Raw genomic sequence first — 13,119 nt, 5'->3', positions numbered from 1 at the left:
CTCCCCATCTCGTCGGTCTCGGTGCACAAACTAGCGCCTCCATCCGGAGCAACGAGACGACACGTCGCAGGTAGGCGAGGTGATGTTGCTCCGAAAAGTTGTAATGCGCGTGCGCACCGTCACCCGTCCGGGTGGTACTCGTTGGTAGGTGACAGATTCCTGCCCCCTGTCACCAGGAGAAACACCATGGCCGCATTTCGCCACTGGCGTCGACGTGCTGCGCTCGTCGTCGCCCTGCTAGCCGTCCCGGCCGCGGGGATGGCCCCCGCGCAGGCCGCGGGACCGCTCGCACCCGTCGCCCCCGGACTCTCCCGGCTGCTCTCGACCGCCACCGGCGGGACGGGAGTGACCGCGCTCGTGCACGCCGACGACATCGCCACCGCCGAACGCGCCGCCCGCGCGGCCGGGCTCCAGAAGATCACCTCGTTCGGGAAGATCGGCGTCGTCGCCGTCCGGGGCACGGCGGACCAGGTGCGCGCGGTCCGCGGGGCCGCCGGGGTCACCTACGTCGAAGGCAACGAGAAGCTCAAGGCGCACGGTAGTGCCGGCACCACGGCGACGCGAAGCCTCCAGACGCAGACGCAGCTCAAGGACGCCGGTGGTGCTCCCGTGGACGGCAGGGGCGTCACGGTCGCGATCATCGACACCGGTGTCGACCCGACGCATCCGGCCTTCAAGGGCGCCGACGGCAAGACACGGGTGGTGCGCAACCTCAAGAGCCTCTGCCTGAACGGCACCGCCACGAACTGCATCGTCGACGTCCCGACCTCCGTCGACACCGACACGCTCGCCCTGGGCGGCCACGGCACGCACGTCACCGGCATCGCCGCCGGGAACCAGCTGACGCTGACCGACGGCACCAAGGTCGGCGGCTCGGCGCCGGGCTCGAAGATCGTTTCGGTCTCGACCGGGGCCGCGCTGCTCGTGCTCGGCACGGACGCGGCGCTGAACTGGGTGCTGGAGAACCACAAGGCGCCCTGTGGCGCGGGTGTCGCGGCGTCGGTGTGCCCGCCGATCAAGGTGACCAACAACTCCTACGGCCCCAGCGGCGGCGGCGCCTTCGACCCGAACTCGGCGACGGTGAAGCTGCAGCGCGCTCTCGCCGCGGAAGGCGTCGTCACGGTGTGGGCGAACGGGAACGACGGCGGCGACGGTTCGGCGAACCTGTCCAACCCGCCGGGGCAGGACCAGACGCCGGGCGTGCTTTCCGCGGCGTCGTTCAACGACCAGGGCACCGGCACCCGCGACGGCACGGTGTCCGATTTCTCCTCGCGCGGCCTCAAGACCGACCAGGCGAGCTGGCCCGACGTTTCCGCGCCGGGGGAGAACATCCTCTCGGCGTGCCGCCCGACGCAGCCGATCTGCACACAGGGTCTCCAGCCCAAGAACGGCCCGGGACTGCTGGACCTCGGCACCTACAACGTGATCAGCGGGACCTCGATGGCGGCGCCGCAGATCGCCGGCATCGTCGCGCAGCTGTTCCAGGTCGCGCCGAACGCGAGCCCGGGTGACATCGAGGCAGCGATCAAGGGCACGGCGTACAAGTTCGCCAACGGCTCGCCGTACGTGGCCGCGGGGCCGTACACGTCGAGCTTCGACAAGGGCACCGGCCTGGTGGACACCTTCGCCGCGGCGAAGTCCCTCGGCGCCCAAGGCTGACCGAGGCCGCAGGCCGGCAAGTCCGTGAAGGCCTCCTTGAGGGACTCTGGGTCCCTCAAGGAGGCCTTCACGGAACGTTGGCCAGTACATGAAGGCCCCCTTCCTTGCGCCAGGCGCAAGGAAGGGGGCCTTCATGTACTCGAGGCGGTCACGCGCGCCGGGCCCGCCGAACTCGATCACCCGCGTGAGGGATCCCCCCGGCGTCGCCGGCACGTGCCCGCGGTGAGGTGGCGGCGTCCTTCGCACGAGTCCTGCGTCCCAATCAGGTGCGACTTGTGGTGTTCATGTGGCCAAACAGCACAGTTGGGGTGCACAATGTGCTCACGCGTACCGGGAGGCGGCACGAGCCACCTGACCAGCGCAGCTCGCGAGGTCGTAGGGGAAGACGCCCCTCGTCGAGTAGCGGAGGTCAGCAGTGAGCACCCGTGGCAACACCCGTGGCGTGGTGTACGTCCACTCGTCGCCGTCTGCGGTGTGTCCGCACGTCGAGTGGGCCATTTCGGGCACCCTGGGTGCCCGAGTCGAGTTGAAGTGGACGGCGCAGCCCGCCAGTCCAGGACAGCTCCGCGCCGAATGTGGTTGGCGTGCGCCTTCGGGCACCGGCGGAAAGCTGGCGTCCGCGCTCAAGGCGTGGCCGATGATCCGGTTCGAAGTCACCGAAGAGCCCAGTGCGGGGGTCGACGGCGAGAGGTTCTGTTTCGCTCCGGGCCTCGGCCTGTGGCACGGCAGGACCAGTGCCAACGGCGACATCGTCGTGGGCGAGGACCAGTTGCGCGCCTTGGTGAGCAAGGTCCGCACCGGCGAATCGCTGGCGCACAAGCTCGACGAGCTCCTCGCCGCCAATTGGGACGAAGCGCTCGAACCGTACCGGCACGCCGGTGACGGCGCCCCGGTCACCTGGCTGCACCAAGTCGGGTAGACGCCGGTGATGACGGAGGAGGCGGGCGGCTAACCTTTCAGGGTGACCGCCCAGCCTCGCCCCCTCTCTCGTCAGCGGTGGCTGATCCCCGTTCTCGTGGTCGTGATCTCCTTGACCGTCGCCGTGGGGTTGCTGGCACGTGATCTCTACACGCGCCCGGAAGCCGCGCCCACCCAGCCGGTCGTGAGCGAGTCGCCGACGTCCGTCGCCCCGGAGCAGCAGCCCGGCTCGCCCGTCGTCGAGGTGACCCCGGACGTCTTCGCGCATCCGCAGTACCAGAGCGTCCGGCAGGTGCTGCAGGGGTATTTCGACTCCATCAACGACCGCGACTATCCGAAGTGGACATCGGTGGTCACCCGCGAGCGGGCCAAGACCAAGACCGCGGCGGAGTGGAGGAAGGACTATCAGTCCACTCGGGACGGCAGCATCCTCGTCTACCGCATCGAGCCGAGCACGCCGACCATGCTCCGGGTACTCGTCGCGTTCACCAGTACGCAGGACGTCGAGGACGCGCCGCTGTACCTGCCGGAGGGGTGCATCCGCTGGCGGCTGGTGCTGCCGCTGCGGCTGGAGAGCGGATCGTGGCGCGTCGACACGACCGACGGCGGCACCAACCCCGAACACGAAAGATGCTGAAGTAAAGGGCGACATCGTCCCCGAGGCTGACGCGGGCGTGAGCCGGGCGGAATAGAGTCGCGGGCATGGCAATAGATCAGCCGGCCCTGCTGACCGACGCCTCGAGGGGGCTCACCAGCGAAGAGGTCGCCCAGCGGGTGGCCGCGGGCCAGACCAACACGGTCTCGACGAAGACCAGCCGGACGACCGGCGAAATCATCCGTGCGAACGTCTTCACCCGGATCAACGCGATCTACGGTGTGCTGTTCGTGCTCATCCTGTCGACGGGATACTTCATCGACGGGTTGTTCGGCGGGCTGATCATCGTCAACAGCGCGGTCGGCATCATCCAGGAACTCCGGGCGAAACGGACACTGGAACGGCTCGCGATCGTCGGGCAGGCGAAGCCGACGGTCCGCCGTGACGGTCAGAGCACCGAGATCGCCCCGGAAGACGTCGTGCTCGGGGACCTCGTCGAGCTGGGGCCGGGCGACAAGATCGTCGTCGACGGCCCGGCGCTGACGGCCGACGCGCTGGAGGTCGACGAATCGCTGCTGACCGGTGAATCCGATCCGGTGGTCAAGCAGCCCGGCGACAAGGTGCTGTCCGGCAGCTTCGTCGTCGCGGGCAGCGGCACCTATCGCGCGGACATCATCGGCGACGAGTCCTACGCGGCGAAGCTGGCCGCGGAGGCCAGCAAGTTCACCCTGGTGAAGTCGGAACTGCGCCAGGGCATCGACAAGATCCTCAAGTTCATCACCTACCTGCTCATCCCGGCGGGCGCGCTGACGATCTACAACCAGCTCGCGGGCGACCAGGCGTGGCCGGACGCGCTGCGCGGCATGGTCGCGGCGCTCGTGCCGATGGTGCCCGAGGGCCTGGTGCTGATGACCAGTGTCGCGCTGGCGGTCGGTGTCATCCGGCTGGGCAAACGCCAGTGCCTGGTGCAGGAACTCCCGGCGATCGAGGGACTCGCCAGGGTCGACGTGGTGTGCGCGGACAAGACCGGAACGCTCACCGAGAACGCGATGCGGCTTTCCGAGGTCCGGGAGATCACGCCGGGCCATCCGGTGGACGACGTGCTGGCCGCGCTCGCCGCCGCCGATCCGCGCCCGAACGCGAGCCTCCAGGCGATCGCGGAGGCGCACCGGACCGATCCGGGCTGGCGGGTCTCCACGACCATGCCGTTCTCCTCGGCGCGCAAATGGAGTGGTGCTTCGTTCGGCCCCGACGGCGACTGGGTGCTCGGCGCGGCCGACGTCCTGCTGCCCGAGGGCGAGCATCGGGCGGAGGCCGAGAAGATCGGTTCGCGCGGTTTGCGGGTCCTGCTGCTGGGCCGTGCCGAGCGGGCCGTCGACGCGGCCGAAGGGCCCGGCGAGATCGAACCGGTCGCGCTCGTGGTGCTGGAGCAGAAGGTCCGCCCGGACGCGAAGGACACGCTGGACTTCTTCGCGCATCAGGACGTCGCGGTCAAGGTCATCTCCGGCGACAACGCCATCTCGGTGGGCGCCGTCGCGGGCACCCTGGACCTGCCGGGCGCGGACAAGCCCGTCGACGCGCGGAAACTGCCGGACGACGCGGAGAAGCTCGCCGACACCGTCGAGGAACGCGCCGTCTTCGGCCGGGTGACCCCGCTGCAGAAACGCGCGATGGTCGGTGCCCTGCAGTCGAAGGGGCACACCGTCGCGATGACCGGCGACGGCGTGAACGACGTCCTCGCGCTGAAGGACGCGGACATCGGCGTCGCCATGGGCGCCGGCAGCCCGGCCACCCGCGCGGTCGCGCAGATCGTGCTGCTGGACGACAAGTTCGCCACCTTGCCGCACGTCGTCGCCGAAGGGCGGCGGGTGATCGGCAACATCGAGCGCGTCTCGAACCTGTTCCTCACCAAGACGGTGTACTCGGTACTGCTGGCGCTGATGGTCGGCATCGCGCAGGTGCCGTTCCCGTTCCTGCCGCGGCACATCACGATCACCGCGTGGTTCACGATCGGCCTGCCCGCCTTCGTGCTCTCGCTGGCGCCGAACAACGAACGCGCCCGCACCGGCTTCGTCGGGCGGGTGATGCGGATGGCCGTCCCGGCCGGGCTGGTCATCGCCACCGCGACGTTCGTGAGTTACCTGCTGGTGTACAAGGGCTCCGGACAGTCCGAACTGGACAAGATCCAGGCGGGGACGACCGCGTTGATCACGCTCATCACGATCGCGCTGTGGGTCCTCGGGATCGTCGCGCGGCCGTACCGGTGGTGGAAGATCCTGCTGATCGGCGGGATGGTCGTGCTGACGCTCGCGCTGTTCCTGATCCCGTTCACGCAGAAGTTCTTCGCGCTGGACCCGAGCGTGAGCGCGTACACGTTGTCGGCGTTCGCCTGCGCCGGGGTGGGGATCGTGCTGGTGGAAGTGGCCTGGTGGGCCGGGCGGTACCTGGTCAAGCGTCAGGAGGCGTGACAGCGAGGAAGTCCACGATCGCGTTCACGACCGCGTGCGCGTCTCCGACGTACGGCAGGTGGCTGCGGCCCTCCAACGCGACGAACCGGGCGTCCCGGATCCGGGTGGCGAGTTCCCTGCCCGATTCGTAGGGGATGGCCCGGTCTTCTCGCCGGTGCAGCACCAGCGTCGGGACGGTGATCCGGTCGAGCAGTTCGGTGACGCGGTATTCGTAGCAGGTGGTCAGCAGGCAGGCGGCCTCCTCGGCCGACGCCGTCGCGCGCTGCATGCGGACGAACCGCGCGCGGGCCGCCGCGTCGCCGTCGGGCATCAGGACGTCGGCGAGCAGTTCCGTGCCGAGGCCCCAGTTCTCCCGGACCAGGCCCACGAACGCCCGCCGGGCGGACGCGGGCGCGATGGCGCGGCCGTCGGCGTACCCGCCGTACAGCACGAGGTGATTCACCCGGTGCGGATAGCGGGCCGCGAACGCCAGCGCCACCGGCGCCCCCATCGACACACCGAGCAGCGCCACCCGCTCCGCTCCGGCCGCGTCGACGACCGTGCGCAGTCCTTCGACCTCGTCGTCCAGCGATCGCGGCCGGAGAACGGGCCCGGACAACCCGGTACCCGGCATGTCGTAGCGGATCACCCGGTGCCCGGCCAGCAAGGGCGCGTAGAGCGCGCGTAGTCCCGGGTCTTGCCAGCCCAGCTCCAGCGCCGCGATCCAGCCGGGCGGGACCACCAGCGGGGATCCCCGGCCGGTGGCGTTGTAGGCGATCCGCGCGCCGGAGCCGGTGATGCAGAACCTGTTCGGCTCGGCGGTGAGGGGCGCCGGTGACCGGTCCAAGGCGGTGTCCTGACGGAGCAGCGCGGCATGCGACTCGCGCAGCGCCGGACCCGGCTCGACACCCAGCTGATCGTCCAGCGCCCGCCGGAGGCGGTCGTACACGTCGAGCGCGTCCGCCTGCCTTCCCACGCCGTACAACGCGAGCATCAGCTGCCGGTGCAGGTGCTCGCGGAATGGATGCAGGCGGCACAACTCCTCCAGTTCGGGCACTAGCCGCGCGTGCTCGCCGAGCGCCAGCCGTGCCTCACCGAGCGCTTCCACGGCGTCGAGCCACAGCAACGCGAGCCGCTCGGCCTGCTCGTCCAGCCACGTCATCCCGGTGACGTCGGCCAGCGGTGCGTTCCGCCACAACGCCACTGCCTCCCGCAGGCGTGCCGCGGTCGAGGCGGGATCCGTCGTCTGTGCGGCCTGCTCGATCAGGCGCTGCGCGGCTCCCAGATCCGTCGCCGCGTTCAGGACATAGCCAGGGGAGCGAGCCACGATCGCGTCGCGGTCGCCCAGCATCCGCCGCAACGCCGAAACGTGGGTCTGCACCGTGTTCGCCGCGGGCGGCCGGGCGCCCCACACCGCGTCGGTGAGCCGGTCGACGCTCACGATCTCGCCCGCCCGCAAGGCCAGCACGGCGAGCAACGCCTTGCGACGCGACCCCCGTACCGGTCGCACCACACCGCCGGCCACCACGTCCACCGGCCCGAGAATCCGCACCAGCATGAGACCCCCTCCTGGAGAGGTCGTCGCCCGAGGCGGAAACGTTCCACCGCAGCGCGGGCGCAGCTGTGGCGCAGCGCTCCCGGTCAGTCTCGACGCGTCGGGCCGCGGTCGGCGGCACCCAGGGAGACGAGGGGAATCATGAAGGCCAAGATCATCGGACTGCTGAGCGCCACGCTCGCGGTGACGGCGCTGGCCGCACCGCCCGCGGGGGCGGACGGCTACTACCGCGTGCGCAACTACGGCAGCAACAAGTGCATCCAGCCACACCCGGGCAACCCGCTGGCGGAACTCGCGGCTGTCGTGCAGATGCCCTGCAACAACAACGCGGTCCAGAAATGGACGATCGTCCCCAACACCCACAACACCGTTTACTTCGTCAACCAGGCCAGCGGCTTCTGCCTCAACGTCGTCGGCAAGAACACCAACCGGGCCCCGGTCAACCAGGTGGAATGCAACGACAACAGCAACCAGCGGTGGATCCCACCGTTGGTGGTCCCCAACGACGTGCCGAAATTCATCTACTCCAGGGTCGGCGGCGGCGACAACACGATCCGGTGCCTGGACGCCAAGGGGGAGACCGCGGATCTCACGCAGATGCAGATCTACACCTGCCAGGACGACCATCCCATGACGCATTGGCTCATCCATCCCTGATCCACCGCTAGAAATACGTGAAGGCCCCCTTCACCGCGTTAGACGCAGTGAAGGGGGCCTTCACGTACTGAAATCAGGCCGCCGGGGTGAACAGCAGCGCCGTGTTGTGCCCGCCGAAGCCGAACGAGTTGCTGATCGCCGCGCCCAGCTCGACCTTGCGCGCCTCGCCGGAGACGACGTCGAGCTGCACCTTCGGGTCCAGGTCCTCGAGGTTCAGTGTCGCCGGGATGAGCCCGTGGTAGATCGCCAGGATCGTGGCGATGCCCTCGACCGCGCCCGCACCGCCGACCAGGTGGCCGAGCGCGCCCTTGGGAGCGGTCACCACGACGTGCTCGCCGACCGCGTTGCGGATCGCCGCGGCCTCGCCGACGTCGCCGACGACCGTCGAGGTCGCGTGCGCGTTGACGTGGCCGACGTCGGCAGGGGAGACCCCGGCCATCGTCATCGCCTGCCGCATGGCGGCGATCTGGCCGACGCCCTCCGGGTGGTTGCCCGTGATGTGGTACGCGTCCGAAGTGATCCCGTAGCCGCTCAGCTGCGCGTAAATGCGCGCGTTGCGGGCCTTGGCGCGGTCCGCCCGCTCGAGGATCACGACACCGGAGCCCTCGCCGAGGACGAAACCGTCACGGTTCACGTCGAACGGCCTGGACGCCTTCGTCGGGTCGTCGTTGCGGGTGGACACCGTCCGCGCCTGGGCGAAACCGGCGAGGGTGATCGGGTGGATGCACGATTCGGCACCACCGGCGACCACGACGTCGGCCCGGCCCGAGCGGATCATCTCGTAGCCGGCGGCGATGCCTTCCGCGCCCGACGCGCAGGCCGAGGCGGGCGAGTGCACGCCGGCACGCGCCTTCAGGTCGATCCCGACGTGAGCGGCGGGGCCGTTCGGCATCAGCATCGGCACGGTCAGCGGGGAGACCTTGCGGAGTCCCTGCTTGTGCAGAAGGTCGTTCTGGGAGATCAGGGTGACCGGACCGCCGACACCGGTACCGATGGTCACCCCGAGGCGCTCGGGTTCCACATCCTGATGCTCGTCGGTCGGCTGCTCGAAGCCCGCGTCCGCCCAAGCCTGCCGGGCGGCGATGAGCGCCACCTGCTCACAGCGGTCCAGCCGCCGGGCCTGGACCCGCGGCAGGACTTCGGACGGGTCGACGGCGAGCATGGCGCCGATCTTCACCGGCAGTTCGAGTTCGTCGACCCAGTCGGCTTCGATACGGCGAATCCCGCTCGCCCCGGCGAGCAGGCCGTCCCACGTGGACGCGACGTCCCCGCCGAGCGGCGTGGTCGCGCCCATCCCGGTGATCACGACGTCGATGTTGCTCATTGGAGTCTCCCCAAGGTCGGCGCCAATCAAGAAGTCGGACTTACTTGGAGTTGGCCGACACGTAGTTCACCGCGTCGCCAACGGTCTTCAGGTTCGCCAGCTCGTCGTCCGGGATCTTGACGCCGAACTTGTCCTCGGCCTGGACAGCGATCTCCACCATGGACAGCGAGTCGATGTCGAGGTCGTCCACGAAGGACTTCTCGGCGGTCACGTCGTCCTGCGCCACACCGGCGACCTCTTCGACGATCTCGGCGAGGCCGGCGAGGATCTCTGCGTTGTCTGCCACTGGTTGTTCCCTTCTCGGTGATGCTTTCGGCTGCCCTGCGGACACGGTGTCCGCAGGGGAAGTATTCATCACGGGCAGACGAAGGCCTGGCCCGCGTAGGAGAGTCCGGCCCCGAAGCCCACGGCGAGCACGACGTCGCCCGGTTTCGCGGTGCCGGCCTTGCGCATGTGGTCCAGCGCCAGCGGAATCGACGCGGACGAGGTGTTGCCCGAGTACCTGATGTCGTCGGCGACGACCATGTCCTCGCGAGCGCCCTTGGCGCGCAGCTTCTTGGCGATGGCCTCGACGATGCGCAGATTGGCCTGGTGCGGGATGAGCACGTCCACATCGGACGGTTCGAGCCCGGCGAGTTCCAGTGCCTGCATGGCGATCGGTGCGATCTGCGTGGTCGCCCAGCGGAAGACCGACTGGCCCTCCTGGTAGATCCACTTGTCGTCGCGCATGTAGATCAGGTCGACGTGCTCGCCCGCGCTGCCCCAGGCGACCGGGCCGATCTGCGCGGTGTCGGCCGCGCCGACCACCGCCGCGCCCGCGCCGTCGGCGAAGATGATCGCGTTCGCGCGGTCGACCGGGTCGACGTGGTCAGTGAGCTTTTCGGCGCCGATGACGAGCGCCTTCTTCGCGCTGCCCGCCCGGATCAGGTCCGAGGCGACGCCGATGCCGTAGCAGAACCCGGCGCAGGCGGCGTTGAGGTCGAACGCGGCCGGATGCGTGATGCCGATCCGGTCGGCCACCTGTGCGGCGGCGTTCGGGATCTGGGTGGGCATCGTGCAGTTGGGCAGGATGACCGTGTCCACTTCGGACGGATCCACGCCGGCGTCCGCCAGTGCGGCGGTGCCCGCCTTGACCGCCATGTCGACCAGCGACTCGTCCTTCTCGGCGAACCGGCGCTCGACGATGCCGACCCGCTCGCGGATCCACTGGTCGTTGGTGTCCATGATCTTCGAGAGATCGTCGTTGGTCACGATCTTCTCGGGCTGGAAGCTCCCGACACCGAGGATGCGGGTCCCGGCGGCGCCCGGCGCCTGCCGCAAAGTGGATCGGTCGGTCACGAAGCGTCCTCCTGCCCCTGAAGCTTCGCCAGCTCGGCCGGTGTCTTCAGAGCGATGGTGGTGGTCACGGTTCCCTTGAGCTGCCGCTTGACCAGCCCGGTCAGCGTGCCCGCCGGCGGAAGTTCGAGCGTCGAGGTGACACCCGCGGAGACCAGACCGTCCATGGTCAGGTCCCAGCGCACCGGGCTCGTGACCTGCTTGACCAGCCGGTCGAGGTACTCGGCCCCGCTGGTGACGACCTGGCCGTCGGCGTTCGACAGCAGCGGACGCGTCGGGTCCGCCGGGGTGATCTTCGCAGCGTGGGCCGCCAGCGCTTCACGCGCGGGTGCCATGTAGGAGGTGTGGAACGCGCCCGCGACCTTGAGCGCGCGGACCTTCGTGCCCTCCAGCGGCTCGGCGACGATCTTCTCGATCGCGTCGGCGGCGCCGGAGGCGACGATCTGACCGGCGCCGTTGCGGTTCGCGGCGGCGAGGCCGTGGCCTTCGAGCCACGCGACGACCTGCTCCGGGTCGCCGAGCATGACCGCGGCCATGCTCGTGGGCTCCAGCGCGCACGCCTTCGCCATTTCCGCGCCGCGGACGGCGGCCAGCGCGACCGCGTCTTCGGGGCTCAGCACCCCGGCGACGGCGGCGGCCGCCAGCTCGCCGACGGAGTGACCGGCGACCGGCGCGTCCGCGGCGACCGGGGCCTCACGCTGAAGGTGCTCGAACGCCAGCAGTGACAGCGCCACGATCAGCGGCTGGGTGATCGCGGTGTCCTGGATCTCTTCGGCGTCCGCTTCGGTGCCGAGGCGGACGAGGTCGAGACCGGCTCGCTCGGACCAGGCTTCGACGCGCGCGCGGGCGCCGTCGAGCTCGAGCCATGGGGAGAGCATGCCTGGGGCTTGGGAACCCTGACCGGGGGCGAGGACTGCAACTGTCACCCCCTTAGAGAACACGCTCGGCCACCATGGTCGTGATGCCGACGCTCACCAAGTCCGGCCGACGTAATTGTCGGAACCCTCCAAAAGCGCCTTCCTGATCACCGCGCTTAACCCAAAAGCCTTGTCGGGTTCAACCAGCTTTCCCTATGAGGTCTATCACTGCGCAGCGTCACCAATGGGTTTACCAAAGCCCGCGGGCCCGGGCCAGCCGTCCGACCGTCAGCGCCACCTTCAGCACCCAGGCGTCCCGCGATTCGGCGGCATGGCGGCCGGTGAGTTCGGCCGCCTTCCGCAGCCGGTACCGGACGGTGTTCGGGTGCACGAACAGCGTTCGCGCGCAGGTCTCCAGGACGCCGCCGCTGTCGAGGTAGGTCTCCACTGTCCGCAGCAGCGCCGGGCCCGCCTCCTCGAGCGGTCGCGCGATCTGCTCGACGAGCAGGCGCTCGGCCTCGGGGTCGCCGGACAATGCGCGTTCCGGCAGTAGGTCGATCGATCTCGCGGGCCGCGGCGCGCCGGGCCAGCCGACGACGGCGCGCAGACCGGACAGCGCCTCTGTCGCGCTGTGGTGCGCTTCGGCGAGCGTGGGCACCGTCGGTCCGGCGACGACCGGGCCCTCGGCGAAGGCGACCGAAAGCTTGGTGAGGATCTCGCGGTCCTTGACGCTGCCGTCGGTGGGCCCGGCGACGACCACGACCAGCCGGGAGCCCTGCACCGAAAGCAGCACCGGACGCCCGACCCGCGCGGCGCGGCTGCGCACTTCGAACACGACGGCGGGCGGGTCGTCCGACGTCGGGGTGCCGACCAGCGCGGTGGCGGGCGCGGCCGGATCCCAGCCGAGCGCGGCGGCGCGGGAGAGCACCGCTTCCTCGGCGTCACCGCGGACGATTCCGTCGACGACCAGCGCCTCCAGCCGCGCGTCCCAGGCGCCCCGCGCCTCGGCGGCCGCCGCGTAGGAGTTCGCGGCGGCGAAGGCGATCTCCCTGCCGTAGCGCAGGATCCCCTCGATCAGCGCGGCGCGTTCGGCCTCGTTCGCGGCGAACTCCGGCAGCTGCTCCTCGAACACCTCGATCGCCAGCCGGACCATGCCGACCGCCTGCCGCAGGCTCACCCACCGGGAAAGCTCGGCCGGTGCTTCGCGGAAGGCTTCGGTGGTGAGGGAGAGGGCCTCCTTGGCGTCGCGGAGCCAGTCGACGAACCCGGCGGCACCCGCCTGGGTGATCAGCAGGACACTCGCGCGCTGGTCGGCGGGGAGCCTGGCGAACCAGCTCAGCCGCTCCTCCATCACCGCCACACTCGCGCTCGCGAGCCGTCCGGAGGCGTGTTCGAGCCGCCGGAGGGTCTTGGCGGACAGCCCGTGGTGCTTGGGCACACGCCGTCCGGAGGTCGCATCAGCCATGGTCAGCCGATCCTAGGCCGTGTCCGGCAAGTCGTGTTCGCGGTCTTCGCGCCCAGGTGCTCCCTGACGGCACGGGCGGGTTCGGCCGAGTACGACCCGGTACGAGGCCGACCCGCCCGCACCGTCAGGAACCACCTGGATCACGAAGCCCATCGAACAGACTTGCCGGACACGGCCTGGTCGGCTGGGCAAAGGTCGCCTTCATCCTGCGGCCTTACGCCGCCCGAGTCCGTAGTGGACAGTCATGGGCGAATGAATGGTGAAAGGTGTTCGCATAAAACTCGAGGCCGCCCGGCGCCAGCGTTTT

Annotated in this window: 11 protein-coding genes; 5 read left to right on the top strand and 6 right to left on the bottom strand. The window is 69.8% G+C overall.

What is annotated here, in order from left to right; all coding sequences use genetic code 11:
- Positions 1–186: 186 nt before the first annotated feature.
- The 4 genes from DMH01_RS00195 to DMH01_RS00180 all read left to right on the top strand — a co-directional run bounded on the left by DMH01_RS00195 (position 187) and on the right by DMH01_RS00180 (position 5,640).
- Positions 187–1,659, top strand: a complete 1,473-nt coding sequence (locus tag DMH01_RS00195; RefSeq protein WP_125673105.1) for a S8 family serine peptidase — start codon at positions 187–189, stop codon at positions 1,657–1,659.
- Positions 1,660–2,074: 415 nt separating this feature from the next.
- A complete protein-coding gene (locus tag DMH01_RS00190) occupies positions 2,075–2,578 on the top strand; it encodes a DUF3145 domain-containing protein (RefSeq protein ID WP_091599164.1) in 504 nt (167 codons plus the stop codon).
- A 42-nt stretch (positions 2,579–2,620) separates the two neighbouring features.
- Positions 2,621–3,214 carry a hypothetical protein gene (locus tag DMH01_RS00185; protein WP_125673104.1) on the top strand — a complete coding sequence of 198 codons (594 nt, stop codon included), beginning with the start codon at positions 2,621–2,623 and terminating at the stop codon, positions 3,212–3,214.
- 65 nt (positions 3,215–3,279) lie between these two features.
- Positions 3,280–5,640, top strand: a complete 2,361-nt coding sequence (locus DMH01_RS00180; RefSeq protein WP_199745317.1) for a cation-translocating P-type ATPase — start codon at positions 3,280–3,282, stop codon at positions 5,638–5,640.
- Here DMH01_RS00180 and DMH01_RS42620 read toward each other — a convergent pair.
- A complete protein-coding gene (locus DMH01_RS42620; protein ID WP_158633174.1) occupies positions 5,621–7,177 on the bottom strand; it encodes an alpha/beta fold hydrolase in 1,557 nt (518 codons plus the stop codon). The genes DMH01_RS00180 and DMH01_RS42620 overlap by 20 nt on opposite strands.
- Positions 7,178–7,315: 138 nt before the next feature.
- Here DMH01_RS42620 and DMH01_RS00170 point away from each other — a divergent pair, with 138 nt between their 5' ends.
- Positions 7,316–7,831, top strand: coding sequence for an RICIN domain-containing protein (locus DMH01_RS00170; RefSeq protein WP_125673103.1), 516 nt, complete (start codon positions 7,316–7,318; stop codon positions 7,829–7,831).
- A 73-nt stretch (positions 7,832–7,904) separates the two neighbouring features.
- Here DMH01_RS00170 and DMH01_RS00165 read toward each other — a convergent pair whose 3' ends face one another.
- The 5 genes from DMH01_RS00165 to DMH01_RS00145 all read right to left on the bottom strand — a co-directional run bounded on the left by DMH01_RS00165 (position 7,905) and on the right by DMH01_RS00145 (position 12,812).
- Positions 7,905–9,155: a beta-ketoacyl synthase gene (locus DMH01_RS00165; RefSeq protein ID WP_125673102.1), complete on the bottom strand. Its 1,251-nt coding sequence runs from the start codon at positions 9,153–9,155 to the stop codon at positions 7,905–7,907.
- 40 nt (positions 9,156–9,195) lie between these two features.
- Positions 9,196–9,441, bottom strand: a complete 246-nt coding sequence (locus DMH01_RS00160; protein WP_004559006.1) for an acyl carrier protein — start codon at positions 9,439–9,441, stop codon at positions 9,196–9,198.
- A gap of 68 nt (positions 9,442–9,509) precedes the next feature.
- Positions 9,510–10,493, bottom strand: coding sequence for a beta-ketoacyl-ACP synthase III (locus tag DMH01_RS00155; RefSeq protein WP_125673101.1), 984 nt, complete (start codon positions 10,491–10,493; stop codon positions 9,510–9,512).
- Positions 10,490–11,416 (bottom strand): ACP S-malonyltransferase, encoded by a 927-nt coding sequence (locus DMH01_RS00150; protein ID WP_255431974.1) that lies wholly within the window; start codon positions 11,414–11,416, stop codon positions 10,490–10,492. The genes DMH01_RS00155 and DMH01_RS00150 overlap by 4 nt, the downstream gene beginning before the upstream one ends.
- A 181-nt stretch (positions 11,417–11,597) precedes the next feature.
- Positions 11,598–12,812, bottom strand: a complete 1,215-nt coding sequence (locus tag DMH01_RS00145; protein ID WP_005164946.1) for a CdaR family transcriptional regulator — start codon at positions 12,810–12,812, stop codon at positions 11,598–11,600.
- Between the last annotated feature and the right edge of the window lie 307 nt (positions 12,813–13,119).

It is taken from the genome of Amycolatopsis sp. WAC 04182 (assembly GCF_003947465.1).
GTDB lineage: Bacteria > Actinomycetota > Actinomycetes > Mycobacteriales > Pseudonocardiaceae > Amycolatopsis.
Note: the sequence above shows the minus strand (reverse complement) of the source record. Positions and strands in the feature narration are given on the sequence as shown.

Coding starts and splice junctions, on each gene's coding strand:
- DMH01_RS00195 (WP_125673105.1), top strand. CDS start 187: ATGGCCGCATTTCGCCACTGGCGTCGACGTGCTGCGCTCGTCGTCGCC.
- DMH01_RS00180 (WP_199745317.1), top strand. CDS start 3,280: ATGGCAATAGATCAGCCGGCCCTGCTGACCGACGCCTCGAGGGGGCTC.
- DMH01_RS42620 (WP_158633174.1), bottom strand. CDS start 7,177: ATGCTGGTGCGGATTCTCGGGCCGGTGGACGTGGTGGCCGGCGGTGTG.
- DMH01_RS00170 (WP_125673103.1), top strand. CDS start 7,316: ATGAAGGCCAAGATCATCGGACTGCTGAGCGCCACGCTCGCGGTGACG.
- DMH01_RS00165 (WP_125673102.1), bottom strand. CDS start 9,155: ATGAGCAACATCGACGTCGTGATCACCGGGATGGGCGCGACCACGCCG.
- DMH01_RS00145 (WP_005164946.1), bottom strand. CDS start 12,812: ATGGCTGATGCGACCTCCGGACGGCGTGTGCCCAAGCACCACGGGCTG.